Origin of the sequence: Thermoactinomyces sp. CICC 10522, assembly GCF_016055075.1 — a bacterium.
Lineage (GTDB): Bacteria > Bacillota > Bacilli > Thermoactinomycetales > Thermoactinomycetaceae > Thermoactinomyces_A > Thermoactinomyces_A daqus.
Map to the genome: position 1 here is coordinate 1 of NZ_JAECVY010000012.1, position 26,056 is coordinate 26,056.

Genomic DNA, 26,056 nt, shown 5'->3' on the forward strand with positions numbered 1-26,056 from the left:
GCCAGCGTTCATCCTGAGCCAGGATCAAACTCTCCGATAAAGATCTAGCTCAAAAAGAATCAACAGGTCATGCTTCACTCTTTAGTTTTCAAGGAACACGTTTTTTATCAATCGCTTATCGCGACGGAATTTAATGCTATCACATCTCGCATCATATGTCAATAGTTTTTTAGAAACGAGATTGATAATTTCCTCTTCGCAAAAGCGACGTAAACTACTATATCACCCGGAGAGCGCTGCGTCAAATGAAAATATTTCCAAAAGCTGCTGATGGATTTTCTTCCCGATAAAGCAAAATAACAGCCATTCCTCCATCACTCTGATCCGCCTTCCTGCTGTCCGCATACCAAGTATAGATGAATAAGATCTTGTCTCGGAATGATTTTCCTTTTCTTGGTGCATCCTATGATCGAAATATTCCACACAGGGAGTGGACCTGATGCACGCATCTTTCTGGTCTCTTTTGCCTTTTCTGATTGTAATCCCGCTGGCGATGTGGACACGCCAGGTACTGATCGGCCTGATGGCGGGCCTGCTCGTCGGAGCCTACATGAAAAAATTCACCTGGCTCGGGGGTATTGAAGTGGCAATCCACTATCTGGTCAAGGAAGTCACTTCGCCCGGCAATCTTCGCCTCCTTCTCTTTATGTACGGCTTTGGCGCCTTTATCGGACTGGTTCGCGTTACGGGGGGAGTATCAGGGTTCGCGCAGTGGATGAATCGCCGTATCAAATCGGCCCGCAGCGCTTTCGGGCTGACCTGGCTCTCCTCACTGGCCACCTTTATGGCTCCCGACTTTCGCATCATCACCGTCGGCCCCGTGATGAAAGAAGTATTTCAACGATTGAAAATCTCCGGTTCCAAAGTGGCCTTCATCATCGATGCCACCTCAACTCCCTTAATCGCCCTGATTCCGATCGGAACGGCGTTCGTCGGGTACATGGTCGGGCTGATCGCCGATTCGGCCCATCATCAGGGGTTCAGCCTCACCCCTTATCAGGTTTTGCTGCAAAGCATTCCTTTCAACTTCTTCTCTATCCTGATGCTGGTCTATACCCTTTATCTCACTTTTTTCAAAGGAAAATCCGAGGAAAAAGGAGCTGTTGATCCCAATGATTGCCCTCCCGGCATTCGCACTCCTTTCCGCACCTCGCCCCAGGTCGGTTATTTTAAAGATTTGTGCAAGCAGGACAAAGCGTTGGCCGGGAAAAAAAATACCGGCGCCAGCAGTGAACACGAACCTGACAGCGACTTTCCCGATCCGGTGGAAATCGTTTCAGAATCAGCCGCGCCCAAGGCAATTCATCTGATCGTCCCCCTCTGTCTGCTGTTGGGATTCACCTTTTTTCTCACCTGGTGGGACGGTTATACGAAAACCCCCTCTTTCTGGGAGGCACTCACTAAAGCCGATGCGGGCAAAGCGATGCTGGAAGCTGTCTTCATCACGCTGATTCTCTCCTTTATCTGGTACGGGATTCACCGGCAGCCGATCCAGCGACTCCTCTTCGGATTTTTGCAAGGGGGCAATGAGATGATGGGCGTAAACGTGTTGCTCGCTCTCGTCTGGGCCTTGACAGCTGTCTCGACGGATCTGGGTTTTATCACCTATACGAAAAACCTGATCGAACACCTGGTTCCGTCCCTGTGGTTGGCTCCTGTCCTGTTTCTGGTGGGCTGTGTCATCTCCTATATCGTCGGATCCAGCTTTGGAGCGTGGGCAATCCTGATGCCTCTGGGTTTTTCGCTTGCTGCCGGCACCCATACCCCGATCCCGCTCATCACCGGGGCCGTTTTTGCCAGCGGCAGCTTCGGCGGATTTGCCTCTCCCCTGAGTGACAATACCGTCGCCATGGCCACGGTCATGAAGCTGCCCTTGATGAAATATGCGCATCAAAAACTGATTGCCTCCCTGATCGTCGGAATCGCCAGCGCCATTTTGTATGCGGTGATCGGCTGGGTGATGAGCAGGTAAAGGCACGAAAAAAGCAGGAATCAAATGACCCCGGTCACAATAAGGGGGTCATTTTCCGTGGCAACGAAAAAGATTGAAAAGATCTATTAGACCGGGGTGAATGGCATCTTCTCTCACGGCGGTATTCCGACACTTCCGTATCCAAGACAACAGACCTGGGCCCAAGAGTGGACAGACAACCGGGTAATATTTGCCGATCTTGCCCGGAAAGGCTTCAAAAGAGTCCATTTGCACAACAGTCGCACAACAAATTGAATCCCATCTTCATTAATTAATAGGGATAATGAAATTTCTTTTTGATTTCTTCCGAGTAATCCGGATAGCGATTTTCCCGCAATACCTTTTCGTATTCCTGGGATGTTCCGATAAACAGTACATCGCAAGCAGGAAGATGATCTAATCCCTGAGTGAAAAAATCTTGAACATATAAGGCATTTGGATCTTTGGCCCGGGGATCTTCTTTCAGCAAAAGTTCGGTTCGGTGCCCATGCTGATCAACAAAATAGGTTTCCAAGTGTGCCGGTTGATCCGGCAACGGTGTGTAAACCATTCCGTTTGGAGGAACGTTGATCATATATTTGTTCCAAAATTCTTTCGGGGGTTCTTTGGCGTCGGGAATGTCCATATATACTTGAACCCAACCGTGATAGTTCTTCGGTACGAGAAAAACATAGGTTGGAATTGAAAAAAAAGACCATGCAACGTAAAGCAAAAGAGCCATGACTAATAACAACAGCAATCCGGCAGGATACTTCCATGTCCGCACGGTTATTCCCCCATTCATCCCAAAAAGAGGATACCATTCTTGATGCGCTGAGTCGGATGCCGCTTTCACCATGGAATTTTTCCGGGATCCAACCCGCTTCACCGGCCCCGGGCAAAACCCGCAAATCGAACAGAGCCGACAATCGGCCTGACCGGACGGAAAAAGAATGTCCGGACTCCGTCAGAACAGCTGTAGCCAAAGACTTTCTGACGGACCGGATAACAGCGGGAACTTGTTCCTTCAACTATTTAAAAAACGCTCAATGCAAGTCAGCTGTTCTTCTGTATTCAGCGCTGGGGCGTGACCCAGTCCGGGAATGGTAACCAATTGACAGCCGGGTCCGCTCTTGCGCATTGCCTCAGCTGTCTCAACCGGCAAAATATCCGACCGTTCCCCTCTGATCAACAGAACTTTCGCTTTTACCGCGTTCCATTGCTCCCACAGCAACAAGTCTTCCGGATGGGCAAACTGGTGAACAATCTGCGGATCATAATCCGGAGTGAATTTGCCATTGTCTTTGCGGCGGGCCGAAGTTTCCGTAAAATGAAGCCATTCCTCCTCACTGTTGATGCCAAAGTCTCGGTAAGTGGAACGATAATAATCCATAAGCTCCGTTATTGTTCGGAACTCGGGCGGATTGGCCGTATAGGCAAGAATGCGTTGAACCCCTTCCGCAAGTTCGCCGTTCGGCTGTTTCTCCGCCGGGCCGGCACCAATATCATTCAGCACAAGGTGCGTAATCCGGTTTCGCAGGATCGAACCGGCCAAGCGGATTCCGATCGCCCCGCCCATGGAAGTGCCAACCCACCGCATTTCCTCAATTCCCAAAGCATCGACCAAAGCGGCAACCAAACGCTCATAACGCCCAAAACAGTAATCCTTGGCAGGATCCGCACTCCATTCGCTCCGTCCGCGTCCGATCATGTCGGGGCAAATCACATGAAAGGATTTTGCCAGTCGGGCGGCCAGGGTATCAAAATCCCTGCCGTTTCTGGTCAGTCCGTGCCAGCACAACACCGCCGGCTTTGCCGCATCACCCCACTCATAAATGTGAAGTTGCACACCGTCGACTTCCAGGTATCGGGACATTCCGGCCCTCATCATAACCCCTCCTGTTTTCTCCTGTTGTCATGGTCAACAATCCAGCACATCAACACGAAAATTCCGAAAAATCGAGTCTTGTTTTTGCCTTCATCACAAGTATACCATTCATCTGGAGCCACAGGCCGGCCGACGGAAAAAACCCTGCTCCTTTTGCAATGCGGCAGGGTTTTCTTTCGACGCATTCACCGGACCGGGCATCATCCGCCGATCCCGGGTTTTGCTTTCGTTCCAAAACGCACTATCACATAACACAAAACAATCAAAGCAAACATCATCGCCCCGATGATTTCAAAATCCACTTCAAACGAAGGAACAAAAAAGATAATCGCTTCGTAACAAGCCACACCGTACGCCAGCACCACAATGATCCATCCCATGATTCGCGATGCCGCTTTTCCCAGTTTCCCCGACTGCTCCAGCATGCGGCAGGTGATAAATGAATCAATGGTATCGGTGAGCATCATCCCTGCCATAAAGGTAAGCCCCAACATTGCCGGCATCCACCGGCTTGCGTGGCTGGCAGCGATCGCCCAGACAGAGGTCTGGCTGACCGTATCCGCAGCAAGGGCAAAGATGGCTCCAATAATGACAATATGAATGGGATTGGAGGTTTCCCGGGCGAAGCGAGGAATGAATCTCCCCCTGATTCCTCCCAACTTGTATTCTTCTTCCGTGCGGATGAGAAGGTTCCGGATATTCAACGTCCCGATCAGCAGCAGTGAAAGAACGGACACCCATGTCACCAGGGTATCAAAATAGTCCGGGAACTTGAAATTTCGGCTGAATGCAGAAAGGACGACAGCAACACTCGCCACCACCGTTCCGTGTCCAAATGAAAACAGCGTGCCCACCCAGCGTGTCACCTTGCTCTTTTTGCGCCAATTATACCGGACCAACCCATCAATGCAGGCCAAATGGTCAGCATCCAAACCATGACGCAACCCCAGCACGAACACGAACAGAATCAGCGAAAAAACCTCCATACCACCATTCCCTTCTTCATGTCGTGTATTTGAATTGCATAAGATCGGGTACATCGACATTACGAATCCGCGGATTCCAGCTTCATGATTTCCTTCACTTTTTGCATGTCTATGTGTTCACGAATCCACCCAGCAAGAGAGGCATAAACCGCTTCCCGGATCTCCCGCCTGTTTCTCCCGCTTTCTTCTTTTTTGGGCAAACCTTTTTTCAAGCGGAGATGATTGATCCAATGACGGAGAAAGGAAGGATTATCAAACAGGCCGTGCAGATAGCTTCCCCATACCTCCCCCTCCCCGGATACAGCACCGTCCAGGCGTCCGTCCGCCAGCCTGAAAAGAGGAGAGGTGCCGGCAGCCAATATGGTTCGGCCCAAATGAATTTCATACCCTTCGACAAGCTCCGAACCACCCCAGGAGGCAAGGGGCCTCCCGACAGCTCTTACCGTTTGCTTGCCGGGAACGAAGCGGGTCTCCATCGCGAGCAGTCCCAAACCATCCTGTTCAGTTTGGCTTGATTCGACTCCTTCGGGATCAGTCAACTTTCGTCCGAGCATTTGATATCCGCCGCAAATGCCGACCACTGAACTGCCCCGCTCTTTTAATCGGAGGATTTCCCCGGCCAATCCCGTCACTTTCAGCCAGGCGAGATCTTCCATCGTGTTCTTTGTGCCGGGCAGGATGATGACATCGGGATTTCCCAGCTCGTCGACCGATTTTACATAACGAACGGCGAGATCGTCCTGATCCATCAACGGAAGAAAATCAGTGAAGTTGGAAATGCGCGGGAGCCGGATGACCGCCACGTCCAGGTCTGCTCCCTGTTTGTTTCCTTTTAAGGCCAATGCCCCCAGCGACATCGAATCTTCGGGATCAACATCGATTTCGACATAGGGGAGAATGCCCAGCACCGGAATTCCCGTCCGGTTTTCCAGCCATTTGATTCCCGGCTCAAGCAATGCTTTGCTGCCCCGGAATTTGTTGATAATCAATCCTTTTACCCGCGCCCGTTCCTCCGGTTCGAGCAGTTCCAGCGTTCCCACGATCGAGGCGAACACTCCGCCGCGGTCGATGTCCGCCACCAGCAGAACGGGGGCATCCGCCATTTGCGCAATTCTCATATTGGCAATATCGCGGTCTTTCAGATTAATCTCCGCCGGGCTGCCTGCCCCTTCGATCACAAGCACTTCATATTTTCGCGATAACCGTTTCAGGGACTCCGAAGCCGCGGTGAGGAGTTGGCCGAGCAGCGGTCCGCGATACGAGCCGGCGGCGACATCGGCAAAATGGCGGCCGTGCACAATCACTTCCGAGACCAGATCCCCTTTCGGTTTCAGGAGAATCGGGTTCATATCGACATTTGCTTCAATGCCGCACGCTTCCGCCTGAACGCCCTGAGCCCGCCCGATTTCTCCCCCGTCCGACGTCACATAGGAGTTAAGGGCCATATTTTGCGATTTAAACGGGGCAACCCGGAAACCTTCTTCATGAAAATAGCGGCAAAAAGCCGTGCATAACACACTTTTCCCTACATCTGAAGCTGTTCCTTGCAACATGATCGCCTTCATGGTTCCGCTTCCTTTTCAAAATTCGATTCCGCGCACCGCCGGGATTCCTTCATGATAATAATGTTTGACCGCCTCCACTCTGGAGACGAGATCAGCGGCTTCCATCACCTTTTCATGCGCATTTCGCCCGGTTAAAACGAGATGCAGGTGCGGAGGGCGGTTTTGAATCAGGTTGAGCACTTCCGCCATCGGCAAAACATCGTCGATGGGAAAGGATTTGATGGCAAGCGCGTTGTTAATCTCATCGAGTATGACCAGATCGTAATCTCCGCTCATTACCCTTTCTTTGCTGATCTTCCATGCACGGGCCAGCGCCTCCCGGTGTTCTTCCGGGGTTTTGGTCCAGGTGAAACCGATCCCCAGCTGGCAGATCTCCACTCCCAGACGCTCCAGCGCGATTTTCTCGCCATACGTCCGTTCCGGTGATTTGATAAATTGCAGAATCAGCACTTTCATCCCCCGGCCGGCTGCCCTTAACGCCAGCCCGAGAGCCGCCGTCGTCTTTCCTTTGCCTTCACCTGTGTAAACCAGTGTGAGCCCGCGCCGTCCACTGTCCTGTTTTCCGGCTGTCTCCCTTTTGTCCAGGTTGCTCATGTGTCAGCCCTCCTGCTCAGTCGGTATTGTTGGCATGCGGAAATGAAGCGCGGCACCATCTCCGGATGGGATGCAAAATGAAGATGGGTATAGCCGGCCAGCAGATTTTCCCGCACATACCCTTCCCGGTGTTTTCCCCTGCGCCCGCTCGTTTGGTAAGCCGGCGGGTAATGGTCCGACTGTGCCGTCAGCTCAGAATAATGAAATTCATGGCCACGCGCTTTTTCGCCCCGCTTCAGCAACAGATTGTCGCTTAACGCCTCCACTTCCCGGTAGCCGAGCGCCGCCAGCCGGTCTTTCATCCGGACGGCAGCCGGAATCACCCCGACCATCGGATGAGCGTTTCCTTCCCAGTCGATGATAGCCTCAGTCAGGTACATATACCCGCCGCATTCGGCAAACGTCGGCAGGCCTGCGGCGATTTTCCTACGAAAGGAATCCTTCACTTTGCCGTTGCCCGATAATTCCCGGACAAACTCTTCGGGAAAGCCTCCCCCGATATACAGACCGTCCACTTCCTCCGGCACGATTTCTCCGCGAAGAGGGCTGAAAAAACGCAGGCAAGCGCCATGATGCGTCAGCAGTTCCAGATTTTCCGGGTAGTAAAAATTAAAAGCCGCATCCTTGGCCACCGCGATGGTGACAGGTTCTTCTTCCCCAGATGACGCGGGCGCAAAAATTCGCTTTTCCGGCGTTTCCAGCTGCGGGGCTGCACTGGCCAGCGATTCCAGCCGATCCAAATCAATCCCTTTTTCCACGAGCTCCGCCAAGCGGGCAAACAGCGGGGCGATTTCTCCCCGCTCAATCGCCGGAATTAAACCGAGATGACGTTCCGGAATGTCGATCGACGGATCGCGGGAGAGCCAGCCGACCACAGGAATCCCGCATTCTTGTTCAATCGCCGCCTGAACCAGGCGAAAATGTCCTTCGCTGCCTGCCCTGTTGACAATCACTCCGGCAATCGGCACGGCCGGATTCAGAAGCTGATACCCTTTCACCACGGCCGCCGCACTGCGCGCCATGCTGTGAACGTTTACGATGAGTATGACCGGGCTTTGCAGCATCATGGCGATTTCAGCCGTACTCCCCCTGTCACTGCGCGGATCTTTTCCATCATATAACCCCATGACTCCTTCAATGATGGAGATGTCAGCCCCCCGGCTCCCGCGGAAAAAAATTTCCCGCATGCCCTCCGGCTCCATCATCCAGGTATCCAGATTGCGGGAAGGACGGCCGGTAACGGCAGTGTGATAGCTGGGGTCGATGTAATCGGGGCCTGCTTTAAACCCTTGCACTTGCAGCCCGCGTTTTTTGAATGCGGCCATCAAGCCGAGCGTAATGGTCGTCTTGCCCACGCCGCTGCCGGTTCCGGCAATCACGATCCTCGGTCTCGCTTCACTCATTGTTCTCCCTCCCTGCGCGGGGATGTGGGACAAGGGCAACGGACAGGGTCACATTTCCTGATTTTTTCTTGGGCAAGAGCCAATCTTCCGCCCCCGAAGACAACAGGGCTGCCGGTTCGCTCACGCCATAAGCCCCCGTATAGCGATATACCGTTTCCGAAGGATTGGGCAGCGAAACGGTGTTCAGTTCTTCAGGAGAATATACATCCATCCGCCAGCCGTATTTTCGGCACAAAGCGAGGAGGCCGGGCTCGTCCTTTTTCAAGTCGATGGTGGCAATATTACGGACACTTTTAATGGAGAGTTTCAGTTCAGCAAGCGTCTCCGTCACGGTCTGTTCGATCTCCTCCAGCGTGGTGCCCCGATTGCAGCCAATTCCGAGCACCAGCACTTTCGGACGGTAAAGAACCCCGTTTTGCAGAAAGCGTTTCTCTTCATCCGGGCTCAACAAACGATGCGTTACCACGAGGGCGGCATCAAATTCCTGTTCCTCCGCCTCGCAGGCAGAAGCCACCACCTGAATATGGCCGGGCAGGGGTTTGTCATAGGCCCACCAGTCCGGTTCGCCCGACTCCTGAATGACAATCACCCTCTCCTCGTTTACCACCGCCGCACTTACGGGTGTCGCCCGTTCAAAACTTTCGATTTCCCAGCCAAATTGACTGCCGAACAAGTCGACGGGGATTGTTTGCTGCACATCGGAAGCGGTCGTGATCACCGGCCGCGCGTCCAGAATGGAAGCCACACGCCGGGTCAGTTGATTGGCCCCGCCGAGATGGCCGGACAGCACGCTGATCACATGCTCCCCACGGTCATCGACCACCACCACGGCCGGGTCGGTTTTCTTGTCTTTGAGCAAGGGAGCGATCATGCGCACCACCGCGCCGAGAGATATCAGGATGATCAAGCCGTTGTACCGCCGGAACAAATCAGGAAGGATCAACCGCACCGACCCGGTAAAGAGGGTAATACCCAGCGCTTCCTCATCCCCGCGGGCAAATTTGTCCATATAGTACAGATCGGAACCCGGAAGCTGGCGGACAAGGCGGCGGGCTATTTCGACACCGTGCTTGGTTATGGCAACCACTGCATACATCCGGTTCATGAAGCATTCCCTCCTTTGCGATAGCCGTGAGTAAAGGAAGGATCATACAGCTTGGAACGGTATGCTTCGCTTTGTTCATAGAGATCGGGGTCGAGCGCCCATCCGGCCAGAATCATGGCGTGGCTGCGAATGCCGGCTTTACGCATCTCTTCATCCAGATGCTTCAGGGTGGAACGGACGATTTTCTGCTCGGGCCAGGTCGCTTTTTGCACCACAGCGACAGGCGTATCCTCGGACCATCCCGCTTCCAGCAGCTCGTTTACCACCTTTTTGGTCAACGTGGCACTTAAAAACAAGGCAATCGTAGTCTGATGGGCTGCCAATTCCCGCAGTTTTTCCTTTTCCGGCACCGGTGTTCTGCCTTCGGCGCGGGTGAGAATGAGCGTCTGCGTCAGTTTGGGAATCGTCAGTTCCGCTCCCAAGACGGCGGCAGCGGCAAACACGGAACTGACGCCCGGGATGATTTCAACAGGAATCTTTTCTTTTTTTAACATGGCCATCTGTTCAAAAATGGCTCCATAAACGGCCGGGTCACCGGTATGGACGCGGGCGACGCTTTTTCCTCCGCGGACATGGGCAACCATGAGTCCGACAATTTGCTGCAAATCCATCCCTGAACTTTTCAACACCAAAGCATCCGGGCGGGCCCGGGCAATCAGCTCCTCACTGACGAGTGAATCGGTGTACAGGATCACGTCGGCATTTTGCAGAACCTGCTGCCCCTTGACCGTGATCAGATCCGGATCTCCGGGACCTGCTCCCACGATGTAGACTTTTGCTTCCAATCGCTTCATTTTCTCACCACCATCAGTGTCAGATATCCCGGCTTCTGCCCTTTCAGTTCGGCCACGTTCTTCCAGACCATTTCCTGATCGGAAGTCACCTTGGAAACGACCATCGCCTTGTCTGAGAGATTTAATTCTTCCAAAAGGTCAATAATCAGATCCAGCACTTTTGCCACTTTGAGAAAGACAACCGCATCATGTTCGGTGAGCGCTTTTCTCATCGCCTGCCGGTCTTCCGTTGCCGGAACGATGGCGATTTGCTCATCGCCGTCCGCCAGAGGCAAATTTAAACGGGAAGCAGCACCGTTGATCGATGAAATGCCCGGAACGGAAGAAATCGCCACCTGTGGGTGCAATTCCTGCATCCGCCGGCTCATATGAATAAACGTGCTGTACAGCAGCGGATCTCCTTCGGTGACAAATGCCACGTTTTTTCCTTGCGACAGCCTTTGCCAGACTGCTTCGACAGTTCGCTCCCATTCCCGTTCCAACTGTTCCCGGTCCCTCGTCATGGGGAAAACAAGCCCGAGCATCTCCTTTTCCAGCGGATTGATATACTTCTCGGCAATGGACAACGCATAGCTTTTTTCGCCCATCCGCTTCTTTGGATAAGCAATGACCGGGGATTCTTTTAACACGCGATAAGCTTTTACCGTGATCAATTCCGGATCGCCCGGCCCCATGCCGATTCCGATCAGTTGTCCGATCATGCCCGTCCCTCCCCTGTGGTGTGATCTCTTTCGCCGACAATGACATTGATCGGATTCATCCCTTCAAAGCGGGTCATCTGCAGGATTGGCCTGCTCCTGGCTGTTTGCAGCAAAGTGATTCTCACGGAAAATCCTTGCGCTGCCAGCGTTTCCCGTGTTTGTGCCAATGTTTCCACCGTGGCGGCGTTGACGACAATTCGGCCGCCGGACTTGAGGCGCAAACAGCAAACCCGGAGCAGCTCGCACAGCTCACCACCGCTTCCGCCAATAAATACCGCATCCGGGTCAGGCAATGAGTCCAGACCTTCCGGGGCTTTGGCATGAATCACGGTGAAATCGGCACGGAATTTCCTGCGGTTGGCTTCAATGTTGGCAAGATCCGCTTCATTTTTTTCAATGGCAAACACTTCTCCAAACGGGGCCAGTTTGGCCGCTTCCACGGAAACCGAGCCGGACCCCGCACCGATATCCCAAACCGTGCTGTCCTTCTGCAAGCGTAATTCTGCCAGGCTGAGCACGCGCACTTCTTTTTTGGTGATCAATCCTTTTTCCGGCTTCCGCTGAAAAAACTCCCCATCCTCGATCCCCAAACTCCATCGCGGAACTGGCACCTCTTTTTTTCGCTTGAGAACGACAATGTTGAGCGGAGAGAACTCGGCATCCACCAGTTCGTCCAATTCCCACCAGCCGCATCTTTCTTCCGGGCCACCCAGATTCTCGGCCACAAACGCCCGGTACTCGGTCATTCCGAACTGCAACAGATAACGGGCGATCTCCCCCGGAGAATGGACTTCATCCGTAAGCAGAGCCACCTTTTCCTGCCCGTCAATCCGCTGGGCCAGTCCCTTCATCGGCCGCCCATGCACACTTTCGATCCGGACTTGCTGCCAGCTTTCCCCCATGCGGGCAAAGGCCAGCTGAAGCGAACTGGGATGGGGATGAATCACCACCCGTTCCAGTCCCAGCTTGCGCACGATCAAGCTGGCAATCCCGTAAAAAAGAGGATCTCCCGAAGCCAGGACGACGACATCGTGCTGACGGCTTTCACGTTCCAACTGCTCCAAAACCGGGCCGAGCCCCCCTTTGATCAGGATCCGCCTGCCCGGATGATCCGGAAAAAAGGAGAGCTGCCGTTCTCCGCCCGCCAACACGTCCGCCTGTTCAATCCACTTCTTGACGCGGGAAGACAATCCGTTTTGCCCGTCATCGCCGATGCCAATCACCTTCATCTTTTTCGCCACTCATTTCCGCCCTCCCTAACTCTGCACCTTTCATCTTGACTAAAATGGTTTCAATCCGGATGCCGCCTTCAACCTGCAAAAGACACTGCCGGCATATCTGTTCGCAAAGCAGCGTAAAAAAGCGGTCATGCCCTGCCTCTTCCATCAGCTGCCCGGCATGGGTGGCATTGTTCGCCTCCCGGACTTGCGCAGCCAAAGCGGGGGGAGCGCCGGCTTTTTCCGCGATGCGGGCCAAAAAGTCGAAGTCGACGGGCGCGCTCTTGGAATGAACCATCATCACGCCTTGCGCCACTTTGGAGAACTTGCCCATCATCCCCACCAGCGTCACTTTCGAGACGCCGGCCCGCTTTGCGTGTTTCAAGGCAAACCCGACAAAGTCCCCCATCTGGATAAAAGCCTCCTCGCGAAGCTCCGGGTACATTTTCATCGCCGCCTTTTCACTGCTGCCCCCGGTCGTCAGCACCAAATGCCGGCAACCGTTCGCTCTGGCCACCTGGATTGCCTGGGCGACGCTGGCCCGATAAGCTGCAGTGGAGAACGGAACCACGATGCCCCGCGTCCCCAGGATCGAAATGCCACCCACAATCCCCAGCCTTTCGTTCAGCGTCTTTTTGGCAATCTCTTCTCCATCCGGCACGGAGATCTTTACCTGAACACCGCGCTTGATGGCAAAGGATGAAAGCACTTCTCTCACTGTTTCACGAATCATTTTCCGCGGAACCGGATTGATGGCCGCTTCGCCCACGGGCACGGGCAGCCCCGGTTTGGTCACCCGGCCCACTCCCGGTCCGCCATCGAGCCGGATTCCCGGTTCTTCACTCCAAGTCACGGTGGAAACAATACGTGCTCCATGCGTGGCATCAGGATCATCACCAGCATCCTTAATCACGCTGCATTCTGCCTCCCCTTCCCGCAGTTGCGCCTGATCGACCGAAAAAGACGCCATTTGGCCGACCGGAAGCACAATCTCCACCTCATGGACGGCCTGTCCGGTGATCAGGGAAAGCAGGGCCGCTTTTGTGGCGGCAGCAGCGCAAGCTCCCGTCGTATAGCCATGTCGCAATTCTTTTCGTTCTTGCTCTTCCGCCTGCTTTTTCATTGCGAAACTCCTTAACTGATGAACATCTGTGAAACTGTATCGCATGCCGGGATCACGGAGTCCTAAAAGTTGATGATCCGTTTTGCCCCGCTTTTTCCGCCAAGAGGGAAAGGGCATTCACGATAGCCACCGCTGTCGGGCTGCCGCCTTTCCGGCCACGGTTGGTGATAAAAGGGACTTCGCATTTGCTCAGTTCTTCCTTGGATTCCGCAGCGGAGACAAACCCGACCGGAACGCCGACGATCAATCCCGGTTTGGCCACTCCTTCCCTCACGAGGCGGATTAATTCCAGCAGGGCCGTCGGTGCATTGCCGATGGCAAAAATGCCTCCTTCCGCCTCTTTCACCGCTTTGCGCATGGAGATGATGGCCCGGGTCGTTCCCAGCCGTTTGGCTTCTTCCACCACGTCGGGATCCGAGATGTAGACGCGCACATCGCCGCCAAATTTGGCGATTCTCGGTTTACTGATGCCCACCTGAACCATCTGCACATCCGCGACAATGGTATTTCCGCTTTGAATCGCCCGGATTCCCGCCTCCACCGCCTGCGGATGAAAAATCAGGCTGCGTCCCAGGTCAAAATCGGCGGAAGCATGAATCACCCGCTGTACGATGGGAAATTGCTCTGCTGTGAACGGGTGATCACCCAGTTCGTCCTTGATCATTTCAAAACTGAGATTCTCGATTTCCCGCGGCCGGATTGTCACCGGTTTAAAAGATTGATGGGACATATTGTTCACTCTCCTCCTTTGCTCAGTGCAGCGACCACCTCTTCTGCGCTGGAAAAAGAGGTGCCGTAATCCAGTTGCGGCCTTGCAATCAGAATCACGCCAATTCCCACGTCCAGGGCCGCTTCCACCTTTTCATCCACAGAACCCGCTTTGCCGCTTTCTTTGGTGATCACGGTCGTCACCCCGTAGTGTCGGTACAGGGCGATATTCAGCTCTTTGCCAAACGGACCTTGCATGGCAATGATATTTTTTTGCTCAATGCCCAGCTCCGCACATTTTTCCATGTTGTCCTTGCGGGGCAACATGCGTGCGACCAGGCGAATTTCCGGATCCGGCAAAAGCCGTTTGGTAAAAGTGGCCAATGTCTTGCTTCCCGTGGTCAGCATAATCACCCCTTTACGCCGTGCCGCCTCTTCAGCAGCTTCTTCATAGGAAGAAACGATGCAGATACCCGGATGATTCCCGTATATCCAGGCGGGCCGCTCAAAGCGAATATAAGGGATGCCGCAAATTCGCGCCGCCTCCATCGCATTTTTGGACGCTTCTTCGGCAAAAGGGTGACTGGCATCCACCACCCGGTTGCACCCCTGCACGCGGATCAGGCCGGCCATCTCCTCCGCGGTGAGCCTTCCCACCCTGACGGGAATCCCCTCTTCCCGCAAACTCTTGGCAGCACTCTCCGTGACGACGGTGGCCAACAGAGAAATCCGCGCGCGGTTCAACCGGACAGCCAGGTCCCTCGCATCACTGGTACCGGCCAAAAACAGAACCATCTGGAGAACTCCTTTCCATGCTTCTTTGCTGTGTGATCATGATCGCGGGCCCGGACAATCCCGGGAAATTCATGAACGTTTGCTGCGGACAGCCTGATGAGATGCCCCGTGAGCGGCGGTGTGATCATGATGCCCGCAATCATGATGATGGTGGTGATGGTGATGGTCATGCCCGTCGGCGATTGCCTTTTCGGCCAGGGCTTTCCATGCTACCCCTTCCCCCTGCCTCACTTCGCTCACTCTTTTTTGGACAATCGGAATCAGTCCTTCATCAAATCCGAGATAGGCGCCCATATGAAACTCAATTTCAGGATGGCGCCACTCATATTCATTCAAGATTGCTCGCATCCGCTTGATCAGCACACCGGTAAACAAAAAATAGGGCAAAGTAACAATCCTTTTGGCTCCCAGCCGGATGCAGCGTTCCAATCCCTCGGCGAAAAGCGGCTCCGTCACCCCGATAAAAGAAACTTCCACCCATCTGTAGCGATTTTTCTCCCAAAACATGCGGGCAATCTTGTATAGATCACTGTTGGCGTACAAATCGCTGGAACCGCGGCCGACGAGCAGAATCGCCGTTTCCTCCCGCACTCCCGGATTAATGTCTGCCACCCGCTGTTCCAACAGATCCAGTACGGCTTCATCCACTTCAATCGGACGGCCGTAACGGAATTGGACGCCCGGATATTGTTCCTGCGCTTCCTGAATCGCCAAAGGGATGTGAATTTTGGCATGTCCGGCAGCAAACAACATCACGGGAATCAGCGTAATCCGGTTCGCCCCCTGTTCCACACACCGCTGAATGCCTTGCGGAATATCGGGCGATGCCAGTTCCAAAAAACACGTTTCTTTCACCGGTGCGTCAACAACGCGCGAAAGCTTTTCGGTAAAACGCAGCAACTCTTTGTTCCCTTCCGGGTCCCGGCTCCCATGGCCGACAAACAGGATCGCGTTCAAACAGATTCCTCCCGTTTCTTTTTTGCCTGCCGTTTAATCCCCGCAGGCGAGCTCTTCAATAACCGGTTTTCTCTCGTCGGAATAAGCAAAACCGGCCACTTCTTTCACTCGTTTGAAAAATTTGTTAAACCGTTCATCGGGATGGCCCTGTTCCGCATATTCCCGTACCACCTGTTCCACCGTCTCCAACAGCTCCCCGGGCGAAATTCCTTCTGCGACCCGCTGGGCCGGATGGGCGTTGCGTCCGATTTTTTTCCCACCCAAAAACAAGTCATAAGTCCCGCGGCGGTAGACGATGCCAATCTCTTCCGTTACGGCCCCATAACAGGCCATCGCACAGCCGTTAAACCCGATTTTCAGTTCTTTGGGAACCTTGAGCCCGCCCAGACGCCGGTTGAGTTCCTCCGCCAGCGGAATCGACTCCCCTTTTTCTCCATCGCAAAAATCACAGGCTTTCAGTTGCACCACATCCCCGATGGGGCTCAACAGCAACCCGGCTTCGGTCAACCGCGCAGTCACTGCCGCCGGCTCATCGGTCGGAACGCGCAAAATGAGCTGGTGGTGGGGAGTATACTTGATTTCACCCTGGTCGCCGGCAATTTCCGCCAGCAGGACAAGTTGTTCCGGCGTGATTATTTTGTTGGCCACTCCGGGAGAGACCGCCACTTCAAAGATCGAAACAGGTTTTGTGAACGGAATCGTGGTGATCCCGGTCTCAACCAGTCCCTTTGCCTGCAAAACGGAAAGCGCTTCATGCGCCAGACTGGCCGGACGAACGGATGCCTTTCTCTTATCGGCTGTCGCGATGTTCTGCTCTCTGACGAACTTTCCTGATGATTCGCCAAAGGCATTGAGCGACCACGGTTCTGCCTCCACTTGCAAACGCTGGTGAGGCTTCAGGTCCTGGCTCTCTTTGCTCAGCGTGTATTTGCGCTGGTAACCGCGCGGCGTGATCATTAAACCCTCATAAACAAAGGTGGTCGAATTGCCAATTATCACAGTGGTCAACATCCCGATCTCATGGTTCAACATATCTCCCAGTGTGGTCAAAACAATCTGCTGCCGCTCGCGATATGCGCTTTTCACCAGGCCGACAGGTGTCCCTGGCGAACGATACTGCAATAAAATGCGCTGCGTTTCGACAATCTGCCGGACTCGCCGCCCGCTCTTCGGATTGTATAATGCAATGACAAAATCTGCGGAAGCCGCCGCTTCAATCCGTTTAGCGATCGTCTCCCAAGGGGTGAGATGGTCGCTTAAACTGATCATGCAGGCATCGTGCATCACCGGTGAACCGAGCAGAGAAGCGCAGGAATTGATCGCGGAAATCCCCGGAATCACTTCCACTTCGACACCGGTATCGGGGTGCCACCCTTTTTCGATCAACACTTCGTAAACGAGCCCGGCCATTCCGTACACCCCCGCATCCCCGCTGGAGATCACGGCCACCTTTCTCCCTTGTTCCGCTTGTCTCACCGCTTCCTGTGCCCGGCTCACCTCTTCAGTCATTCCGGTACGCACAATCTCCTGATCAGTCAGGAGATCGCGTATGATATCCACATAGGTGTTATAACCGACAACGACTTCACTTTCCCGGATCGCTTCACGCGCCCGCTCGGTGAGATGGTCGAAATGCCCGGGGCCAAAACCGACAATCAACAGTTTTCCTTTGTTCACTTCTCTATTCACCTCGCCATTTCTCTTCACTTTCATGTCCCGGTAACGATTCTTCCCCTGACAGAACTGTCGCGACGAGCAAACAAAACCCGGACTCATGCAAGAAAGTGAACAGCTTTAGCCGGATGCAACCTCCCTGAATCGGCAATATAAAAAGCACTTTCCACCACGACGGACGGAAAGTGCTTATAGGCGGCAGAATCAAGGCAGACCGTTTCCCGGCTGCTCAAGCAGATATTGAGTCCCTGCCAACCGGACAAACAGGGACACCAAGCGCCGGACCGCTATAAGCACCTTCCTATCCGCGTAGGTCAAACGGTGCTGTCAGAAAAGGCAGGTCTCCTGGCTCATGGATCATCGTCAATCATTTTTGGCTCTGGCCTTCCCATCGTCTAAACAGTGACCAGAACCCGACTCCCCATTCACAGTGGCGGGACCGCGCCGGATTCTCACCGGACTTCCCTCTTCGGGAGTGTCGTCTAACACTCCACCTTTTCCCACTTCATATGAAATTATCAACATTTTTAAAAATAATTATATATTATAAGAATACGAAATATCAAGCATTTTAAAGAAAATACCATCATCAGAAATTATTCCGTCCAAACACCGCTTAACCATCCCCCTTGGAACTGAAGCCAACACAAAAGGGGAGTGGCGCCCTTTGACTCGGCCAGCGACACCCTGGCAGAAAAACAAAAGAAGCTTGTCGACAAGTGTTAACAAGCATTTTTGCCGACAAGCCCAAGAGTTCCTCAGCCACTCATTGCAGTTGCGAGAAAATGAACGGATGAGTTTACTCAAATTTCGGGGGTGCTTCGCCCTCCGTGTCCGTCTCAAACGACGGTTTCGGCAGAGCCGAGTTGACGCCCCAGTAAAACAGGATTATTGCCCCGATGACAACGATCAGCGTATCCCACTCGCCCGGGATCAACGGGGATTTCATCGGACCGAATGAACCGATGTACGACATCACCAGGATAAAGATATAGTAGACGATCAGCCACGCACCCGACTTCCAGGCCTGCTTCAGACTGGCTCGGGTGGATTCGTCCTTGTCGATAAAGGCAAAGTACAAAATCAATGAACCGAGCGTGATTCCGATCAACATGCTGTCAGTCGTCCAGCCCGCCCAGTAGATAATGCAGGTGGCCGCAATAAAAGCCAACGGACTTAAAATCGCTCCCCCTTTCAAGAAAAACGGGCGTTTCATGTTTGGCATTGTTCTGCGCATCGAAGTCATGGAAATGGGGCCGATCATGTATGTCATAACGGTGGCCGATGTAACCGCGTCAACCAGTTTTGACCAAGTGTCCGTGCTGGGGGGCAAAATCCAGGCAATCGCCAGCAGGAAACTGAGCCAAAGGGCTGCCCGCGGAACACCCGTACGAGGATCAATCTTCGCAAACCAAGAATAGAAATGGCGGTTTTTGGCCCACGCATAAAGGACGCGACCAGTCCCCGACAGATAGATGTTACCCGTGCCGGCAGGCGATATTACGGCGTCAATCAGCAGCAGCGTCGACAGCCAGGTCAGACCGAGTGAACCGGCAATCCAGACAAACGGGTAGTTTGCCGATTTCGGCATAAAGTCGGCAATATGCCCCCAACCCTGTGTCAGCGCTTCACTCGGGACAGCGCCGAGAAACGTCACTTGCAGCAGGATATAGACGATCGTACCGAGTGTGACAGCCAAAATGATGGCTCGCGGAATATCCCGTTGCGGATTCTTCGCTTCGGCCCCAAAGTCGACCGCCTGACGGAACCCAAGAAACGCGAAAACGATCCCTCCGCCGGCAATGGCCTTGAACACGCCTTCCGCACCACCCGGAACCGCGCCAACAGTCGCGAAGTTTCCTCCCTTGAAGAAGAAGAACAAGGTGATGATTGTCACAGACGGAACCACAAATTTAAAAAAGGTGATAATGGTGTTAATCTTGCCAAACACATTGACGCTCCAATAGTTTAACAGGAAAAACAGAAGAAGAAGCAAAATTTCAATCACACGCCCCAGGATCGACGGACCCGCATTGTCCATCAGGGCCGGCCAGTAAAAGGAGGCATGGCTGACAACCGCCTCAACTTCAATTCCGGCCACACTGGAATACGCTAGCAATGAAGCCGTCCCCGACAAAAAACCGACCAGCGAACCATGCGTATACTCCGGGTACCTCACAAATCCCCCCGCGCGCGGCAACGCTGCAGCCAGCTCACCGTACACCAAACCGATTAATAAGACCGCGATGGCCCCGCCAATCCAGGCCACCCATGCGATTGAGCCGGCATACTTGGCTCCGTTCATCGATGCCAGCAGCCAGCCGGAGCCGATAATGGAACCAAGACCCAAAAACGTCAAATCGATCAGATTTAACTTCTTTTTAAAAGATCCTTCCATACCGCCTCTCCTTTCGAATATTCTTGCAAATAAACCGACATCGCTTGGGACTTTTGTATATATATAAATCTATTTTATTATAATATATATTTCTAATAAATCAAATAGTTTAGTTAATACATAAATAATAGAATATTATTATTTTAATTTCAGGTGTCCGCCTCATCCGAATTCATTGGAAACAGCCGGGTACTTGCAAACGAAACATGCGACCATTATGAAGGATAGTCTCGATTTGATCGTCAACGCTTTCCCTGATCAAAATCTGAATCTCCTTGCCATCGGGGGGCGTACTCGACCGTGAAACCAACGCATTTATCCGTTTTAAAAACATGGATTTATTGACATCCTATAATATAAACCAAGCGTTTATGGCTCGGCCGGAGTCTCAATCACAAAAGGGATAACCCATTCCCCTCCGCTCGAAAGGGAAAGTAAAAAAGCCATCGTGACAAGAAGACCGGAAATCCATTTATTGATTGACCATCATACATTCGGCAAATACGCATTGATCACTTATTGCAGTCTGGATGAGATCGATTGTATTATCACCGATACCGCTTCAGGCAAAGCGTGTTGGGATTATGCCGAACAACATCAGATCCGCCTTGTTGCCGCCGACCAATCCGACTGATGTCAAAACGCTTTTCCCCCTCTGCGAAGTTGCCGGCGATCACGATGCTGGCAACTTTTTTTCATTGCTAAAAAAACGCTTCGCGTGCTTTTGTCTGAACTTCAAGCATGGTCTATTTTAATTTTGTCAACATCCATTGTGACGAAACTATATTTTCATTTTGTTGAATCGAAAACCATCTCTTTTTACTATGGAGTTAACGGATCTTATCATCTTTTTAAAAATTTAACAGAGAGGGAGGATATCGATCATGGATGAGTCGCTTAAACAGGAAAATGATCTGAATCTCCGCGTTCGCATCCAGAAATTGGGGAGATTTTTAAGCGGCATGGTGATGCCGAATATCGGGGCATTTATCGCTTGGGGCTTGATTACGGCATTATTTATTCCGACAGGCTGGTTCCCCAATGAAAAGTTGGCTGAACTGGTTGATCCGATCATCAAATACTTGTTGCCCCTTCTCATCGGATACACCGGGGGCAAGATGGTTTACGATGTGCGTGGCGGAGTGATCGGAGCCCTGGCCACAATGGGAATTATTATTGCTACAGATATTCCCATGTTTTTAGGCGCGATGATCATGGGCCCTCTGGGCGGTCTCGTGATCAAACTGGTTGACCGGCTTTTCAAAGGAAAAATTCCCACGGGTTTTGAAATGCTCGTCAATAACTTTTCCGCGGGTATTGTCGGTGCGATTTTGACCATTTTGGGTTTTATCGCCATCGGACCCATCGTCGCTGCCTTAACCCAGGCTTTGGCTTCCGGTGTGGAATGGATTGTGCATGCCGGACTGCTCCCGCTGGCCAGCATTGTGATTGAACCGGCCAAAGTGCTGTTCCTCAACAATGCAATTAACCACGGCGTCCTGAGCCCCTTGGGATTCAAGGAAGCATCAGCCGCCGGCAAATCCATCTTTTTCCTTCTGGAACCAAATCCGGGTCCCGGGCTGGGCATTCTGCTGGGCTACTGGCTGTTTGGCCGTGGAACCGCCAAACAATCAGCCCCCGGTGCAGCCATCATTCATTTCCTGGGAGGAATTCACGAAATCTATTTCCCGTATATCCTCATGAAACCCCGTTTGGTTCTGGCCGTGATCGCGGGGGGAATGAGCGGTGTATTCACCTTCCAAATCCTGCATGCAGGTCTGGTGGCAGTTCCATCGCCGGGAAGTATCTTTGCGCTGATCGCAATGGCTCCCAAAGGCGGCCTTCTGCCCGTACTGGCCGGGATTGTCGTCAGTACGGTGGTATCTTTCCTGATCTCCGCTGTATTCCTGAAAACCTCGGCAGCAGATGACGATGATTTGGCAAAAGCTGCCGATAAGGTACAGGAGATGAAAGGAAAGAAAAGCAGCGTAATGAATCAGGCCATTGCGCCACAAACAAAAGCGGCATCCGTTAAAAAAGTGGTCTTCGCTTGTGATGCAGGAATGGGTTCCAGTGCCATGGGCGCTTCCATCTTGCGGAAAAAATTCAAAGATGCCGGTATTGACGTCGAAGTAACCAATACCGCCATCAATGATCTGCCCGAAGATGCGGATATCGTAGTGACGCAAAAAACGCTGACCGATCGCGCAAAAACTAAATTACCCGATGCGGAGCACATCTCGGTCGATAATTTCTTGAACAGCCCCAGATATGACGAATTGACTCAACGGCTGAAAGAGCAAAATGAAAATAAACACTCGTGATCCTTCAGGTGTTCAGCTCTTTCGGAAAGTCTGAGGTAAGCCAATAATGCACATTTCATCAAGACAGCGTCATATTCTTGAAATTCTGTTGAGAGATGACGAAGAAAGCACTATCGGTAAAATAGCAGAAGAAATCCAGGTCAGTTCCCGCACCATTCACCGGGAATTGAAAGAGATCGAAAAGTTACTGAAAAAATACGAACTGACTCTCAGAAAAAAAGCCGGAACGGGGCTTTCCATTCAAGGATCGCAAAAGAAACTGAACGAACTGAAAGAAATGTTATTCCAGGCGGATCCTACGGAATACACGCCGGATGAAAGAAAAACGATTATCCTGTGCACGTTGTTGGAAGCGACGGAACCGCTGAAAATCATCTCGCTCGCCTATGACCTGAAGGTGACACCTGCAACGATCAGTCATGATCTTGACCAATTGAGCGATTGGATCAAGCGGTTTCACCTTCAACTGATCCGTCGCCGCGGATACGGTGTGGAGATCGCGGGAACCGAAGCGCAGAAGAGAAAAGCGATCAGCGCACTGATCTTCGAGAATCTGAAAGAATCGCAACTGATCGGTTTGTTGAAGGAGAATATCCAAAACAAGGCTCTTAAGAACATCGATACTGCGGCAGAGAGATTGCTCAATCTCATCCCTAAAGAAAAACTGTTGGCGATTGAAAACGCCTTGCAGGATGTGAACGAACAGCTTCCTCATCCTCTGGCGGACAGTGCCTTTATCGGGCTGGTCATCCATCTTTCTTTGGTGATTGAACGGATTGCGAAGGGAGAAAAGATCGATATCGACCCGCTTTATTTAAAGAAACTGGAAAGTACACCGGAGTTTCGGATCGCGGAACAGATCGTCGCACAATTGGAATCACATTTTGCCCTTCCTTTTCCCAAAGACGAAATCGGGTATGTCACCATGCACTTAAGAGGAGCCAAGCTGAGGCTTGCACAGACCGGCCTGCCGGAAGAAAGCAATGCGGAATTGACGGCCACTGCCAAAAAGCTGATTCACTTTTGCGAGGAAAAACTGGGGGTCATGCTCAGCGAAGACCGTTCGCTGCTCAAAGGCTTGATCACCCATTTGGAACCGGCTCTTCACAGAATGAAGGGAAACATGAAAATCCGGAATCCGCTGCTTGGCAAAATCAAAGAAGATTACCCGGACTTATTTCAGATCGTACAGCAGGCGGCGAGGGCAGCATTCCCCCGCCTGCATGTACCCGAAGAAGAAATCGGTTATCTCGTCATGCATATCGGGTCCTCATTGGAAAAAACAATGCGGGCCAAAAAACGCTTTCGCGTCCTGATCGTATGCTCGAGCGGGATCGGATCGGCAAAAATGCTGGCGAGCCGCCTGAAAAGCGCCATTCCGGAAATCCAGGTGCTGCGAAATGTTTCGGTGTTTGAAATCAACAAGATCGATGAAAAAGAATACGACTTTATTCTCTCGACAATCCCGATTCCATCCAAAAGCCCTGAGGAATACATCAGGGTAAGCCCGATGCTGACAAAAGAGGAAATTGAAAAAATCCATGCCTTTTTACATCGATACAAACCTGCATCGATTGCAAAAAAAATCGGTCATACACCAAAAAACAATCAATTGGACCAACTGGAATCCGTCCACTCGACACTTGGGCATGTGATTGATTTGTTGAAGCAATTTCATGTGATGGAAATCGAAAATCATGGGATGAGCTTGGAAGAGATCCTCCTTCAGGCAGCCGAAACACTGAAAAGCAAAGGAATCATCAAACAGAGTGAACCAATCGTCCGTCAGCTGCTCGAACGGGAGAAATTGGGCGGTTTGGGAATTCCCGATGCCAAACTGGGCTTTTTCCATTGCCGCAGCGACCAGGTAATTCGGATCTCTTTTTCCCTCTATCCACTCAGCCGGCCATTCCTGATCAAAGCGATGGATGAAGGGATGGTGGAAATTGATAAACTTCTTTTCATGTTAAGCCCTGTTTCCATTTCCCGTGAAGCAGTAGAGGTGCTGAGTGAGATCAGCGCATTGTTAATGGAGCCGGAAACGGTAAAACTTCTTGAAACCCATGATCAGGACCTCATCCGGCAATATTTCGTCGAAAAGTTAACCCCATTTTCTCTGAAAAAAATCAACACCCGGGAGTGAGCAGAATGAGCATTTTATCCAAAGATAAAATTCTTATCAACCAAAAAGTAAATTCGAAGAAAGAAGCAATTGAATGCGCCGGACAATTGTTAGTTCAAGGAAATCATGTAACACCAGAATATATTGAGAAAATGATAGAGCGCGAGGAAGCAGTCACTACTTATCTCGGCAACGGCGTTGCCATTCCGCACGGCACAAATGATTCCAAAAAATGGATTCGTTCAACCGGAATCTCCATCGTTCAAATTCCGGACGGAGTCGATTTTGGCAACGGCAATACCGCTTATTTGGTGATCGGCATTGCCGCTGTCGGCGACGAGCATCTGGAGATTCTCTCCAACCTCGCCATCCTCTTTTCTGAAGAAGAAAATGTAAAGAAAATGGTTCAGGCTGATTCTGCCGATGAGTTGCTCGCCCTTGTGGAAGGGGGAATCTAAAAATGAAGGCATTGCACTTCGGTGCCGGAAATATCGGCCGGGGCTTTATCGGCTTGTTGCTGAACCACTCCGGATATGAAGTTTGTTTTGCGGATGTGGTTCAGGAATTGGTGGATGAAATCAATCGCAGGCGGGAATATATCGTCGAAATGGCCGACCACACCCGCCAACAGATCCGGGTAAAGGGAGTCCGGGCCATCAACAGCCGGGATCTCCATACCGTCGTAACAGAAATGCTCGATGCCAACCTGATCACCACCGCCGTCGGCCCCAATGTTTTGCAACGGATTGCTCCAACCATCGCGGAAGGACTGAGCGAGCGGTTCAAAAAAAATGCTCAACCGCTCAATCTGATCGCCTGTGAAAATATGGTCGGCGGAAGTTCCCTTTTAAAAGAAGCTGTCTACCATCATTTAAGCGAAGCGGATCGGAAAAAAGCAGATGAACTGGTCGGCTTTCCAAATGCCGCAGTGGACCGGATTGTTCCATTGCAAAAGCACGAAGACAAACTTCTTGTCACGGTTGAACCTTTTTACGAATGGGTGGTTGACCGCTCGGCAATTGTCGGGGAAATCCCGGATATCAAAGGAATCACTTATGTCGATGATCTGCAGCCTTATATCGAACGCAAGCTGTACACGGTTAATACCGGTCACGCCACCGCAGCTTATCTCAGCTATCATTTTGGTTATCAGACCATTGCGGAGGGATTGCAAGATCCTTACATCCGGCAAGTAACCGAACAGGCGATGGCAGAAACAAGCCGCCTGCTCGTTGCCAAACATTCCTTTCAGCCGGAACAACAGGAGCAGTATCGAAACAAGATCCTGGATCGCTTCTCCAATCCCCATCTTGCTGATCAAGTGACAAGAATCGGCCGGTCACCCATAAGAAAACTCGGCCCTGATGACCGCTTGGTCGGTCCGGCCGTACAATCCTTAAACTATGGAATCATTCCCGAAAACCTGTGTATCGGCATTGCTTCCGCATTTCTGTTTGATTACGCGGGGGATGAGGAAGCCGTTCAAATCCAGAAAGACATCAAGGAAAAAGGGCTTGCTGAAACCGTTCAACTCTATACCAAAATCAAACCGGATTCCCCTTTATTCCCGCTGATTTTGGAAAAACTGGATGATCTGAAGGCCCGTAAAAACTAATCTTTCGTGTGAGAGGCGATTCGCGCCTCTCTTTTTTTTAAATTTGTGCTGCACTCCTCATCTGTCATGATGCTTGGTCTGTGATTATCGAAAATATCCCGAATAATAAGTCATAAAACTGTTTCAAAGCCGGAAA

Annotated in this window: 21 protein-coding genes, 1 pseudogene and 1 riboswitch; of the genes and pseudogenes, 6 read left to right on the forward strand and 16 right to left on the reverse strand. The window is 52.0% G+C overall.

Annotated features, from left to right (window positions below):
- Positions 1-439 precede the first annotated feature (439 nt).
- Entirely contained in the window at positions 440-1,972 is a 1,533-nt protein-coding gene (locus I8U18_RS13770; RefSeq protein WP_033101529.1) for a Na+/H+ antiporter NhaC family protein, read from the forward strand.
- Positions 1,973-2,243: 271 nt separating this feature from the next.
- Here the strand turns inward: I8U18_RS13770 and I8U18_RS13775 are convergent, their stop codons facing one another.
- From I8U18_RS13775 to I8U18_RS13850, 16 genes are all read right to left on the reverse strand, one after another.
- Positions 2,244-2,738 carry a DUF6843 domain-containing protein gene (locus I8U18_RS13775; protein ID WP_152568579.1) on the reverse strand — a complete coding sequence of 165 codons (495 nt, stop codon included), beginning with the start codon at positions 2,736-2,738 and terminating at the stop codon, positions 2,244-2,246.
- Between the two features lie 240 nt (positions 2,739-2,978).
- Entirely contained in the window at positions 2,979-3,839 is an 861-nt protein-coding gene (locus I8U18_RS13780; protein WP_198064844.1) for an alpha/beta fold hydrolase, read from the reverse strand.
- Positions 3,840-4,039: 200 nt separating this feature from the next.
- Complete coding sequence (locus I8U18_RS13785; RefSeq protein WP_033101526.1) at positions 4,040-4,825, reverse strand: HoxN/HupN/NixA family nickel/cobalt transporter; 786 nt, start codon at positions 4,823-4,825, stop codon at positions 4,040-4,042.
- A 59-nt stretch (positions 4,826-4,884) separates the two neighbouring features.
- The gene (locus I8U18_RS13790; protein ID WP_033101525.1) at positions 4,885-6,390 is read right to left on the reverse strand and encodes a cobyric acid synthase; all 1,506 of its coding nucleotides are present in this window, start codon (positions 6,388-6,390) and stop codon (positions 4,885-4,887) included.
- Between the two features lie 15 nt (positions 6,391-6,405).
- Complete coding sequence (gene cobO / locus I8U18_RS13795) at positions 6,406-6,984, reverse strand: cob(I)yrinic acid a,c-diamide adenosyltransferase (RefSeq protein ID WP_033101524.1); 579 nt, start codon at positions 6,982-6,984, stop codon at positions 6,406-6,408.
- Positions 6,981-8,387: a cobyrinic acid a,c-diamide synthase CobB gene (locus I8U18_RS13800; protein ID WP_033101523.1), complete on the reverse strand. Its 1,407-nt coding sequence runs from the start codon at positions 8,385-8,387 to the stop codon at positions 6,981-6,983. Before I8U18_RS13800 ends, cobO begins: the two co-directional genes overlap by 4 nt.
- Positions 8,380-9,492 (reverse strand): cobalt-precorrin 5A hydrolase, encoded by a 1,113-nt coding sequence (locus I8U18_RS13805; protein ID WP_198056347.1) that lies wholly within the window; start codon positions 9,490-9,492, stop codon positions 8,380-8,382. The genes I8U18_RS13800 and I8U18_RS13805 overlap by 8 nt, the downstream gene beginning before the upstream one ends.
- Entirely contained in the window at positions 9,489-10,286 is a 798-nt protein-coding gene (gene cobM, locus I8U18_RS13810) for a precorrin-4 C(11)-methyltransferase (RefSeq protein ID WP_033101522.1), read from the reverse strand. The genes I8U18_RS13805 and cobM overlap by 4 nt, the downstream gene beginning before the upstream one ends.
- Positions 10,283-10,987 carry a precorrin-2 C(20)-methyltransferase gene (gene cobI, locus I8U18_RS13815; protein ID WP_198056346.1) on the reverse strand — a complete coding sequence of 235 codons (705 nt, stop codon included), beginning with the start codon at positions 10,985-10,987 and terminating at the stop codon, positions 10,283-10,285. Before cobI ends, cobM begins: the two co-directional genes overlap by 4 nt.
- Positions 10,984-12,228: a precorrin-6y C5,15-methyltransferase (decarboxylating) subunit CbiE gene (gene cbiE, locus I8U18_RS13820; RefSeq protein ID WP_198056345.1), complete on the reverse strand. Its 1,245-nt coding sequence runs from the start codon at positions 12,226-12,228 to the stop codon at positions 10,984-10,986. The genes cobI and cbiE overlap by 4 nt, the downstream gene beginning before the upstream one ends.
- Entirely contained in the window at positions 12,191-13,327 is a 1,137-nt protein-coding gene (locus I8U18_RS13825; RefSeq protein WP_033101519.1) for a cobalt-precorrin-5B (C(1))-methyltransferase, read from the reverse strand. The genes cbiE and I8U18_RS13825 overlap by 38 nt, the downstream gene beginning before the upstream one ends.
- Before the next feature lie 52 nt (positions 13,328-13,379).
- Positions 13,380-14,057 (reverse strand): precorrin-8X methylmutase, encoded by a 678-nt coding sequence (locus tag I8U18_RS13830; protein WP_198064845.1) that lies wholly within the window; start codon positions 14,055-14,057, stop codon positions 13,380-13,382.
- A 5-nt stretch (positions 14,058-14,062) separates the two neighbouring features.
- Positions 14,063-14,830, reverse strand: coding sequence for a precorrin-6A reductase (gene cobK, locus I8U18_RS13835; RefSeq protein ID WP_198064846.1), 768 nt, complete (start codon positions 14,828-14,830; stop codon positions 14,063-14,065).
- A gap of 69 nt (positions 14,831-14,899) precedes the next feature.
- Entirely contained in the window at positions 14,900-15,787 is an 888-nt protein-coding gene (locus I8U18_RS13840; RefSeq protein WP_198064847.1) for a sirohydrochlorin chelatase, read from the reverse strand.
- A gap of 33 nt (positions 15,788-15,820) precedes the next feature.
- On the reverse strand, positions 15,821-17,464 hold the full coding sequence (gene cobJ / locus I8U18_RS13845) for a precorrin-3B C(17)-methyltransferase (protein ID WP_370589398.1): 1,644 nt from the start codon (positions 17,462-17,464) through the stop codon (positions 15,821-15,823).
- 315 nt (positions 17,465-17,779) lie between these two features.
- A riboswitch (cobalamin riboswitch) is annotated at positions 17,780-17,974 on the reverse strand.
- A gap of 286 nt (positions 17,975-18,260) precedes the next feature.
- Complete coding sequence (locus I8U18_RS13850) at positions 18,261-19,859, reverse strand: APC family permease (protein WP_198056341.1); 1,599 nt, start codon at positions 19,857-19,859, stop codon at positions 18,261-18,263.
- 379 nt (positions 19,860-20,238) lie between these two features.
- Between I8U18_RS13850 and I8U18_RS13855 the strand changes: the two are divergent.
- The 5 genes and pseudogenes from I8U18_RS13855 to I8U18_RS13875 all read left to right on the forward strand — a co-directional run.
- Positions 20,239-20,493: pseudogene (locus I8U18_RS13855) on the forward strand (DeoR/GlpR family DNA-binding transcription regulator); the annotation flags it as partial.
- Between the two features lie 250 nt (positions 20,494-20,743).
- The gene (locus I8U18_RS13860; RefSeq protein ID WP_033101515.1) at positions 20,744-22,183 is read left to right on the forward strand and encodes a PTS mannitol transporter subunit IIBC; all 1,440 of its coding nucleotides are present in this window, start codon (positions 20,744-20,746) and stop codon (positions 22,181-22,183) included.
- Positions 22,184-22,229: 46 nt separating this feature from the next.
- A complete protein-coding gene (locus I8U18_RS13865) occupies positions 22,230-24,326 on the forward strand; it encodes a BglG family transcription antiterminator (RefSeq protein WP_033101514.1) in 2,097 nt (698 codons plus the stop codon).
- Between the two features lie 5 nt (positions 24,327-24,331).
- Positions 24,332-24,763 carry a PTS mannitol transporter subunit IIA gene (locus I8U18_RS13870; RefSeq protein ID WP_033101513.1) on the forward strand — a complete coding sequence of 144 codons (432 nt, stop codon included), beginning with the start codon at positions 24,332-24,334 and terminating at the stop codon, positions 24,761-24,763.
- Between the two features lie 2 nt (positions 24,764-24,765).
- Positions 24,766-25,920, forward strand: a complete 1,155-nt coding sequence (locus I8U18_RS13875; protein WP_033101512.1) for a mannitol-1-phosphate 5-dehydrogenase — start codon at positions 24,766-24,768, stop codon at positions 25,918-25,920.
- The last annotated feature ends 136 nt before the right edge of the window (positions 25,921-26,056 follow it).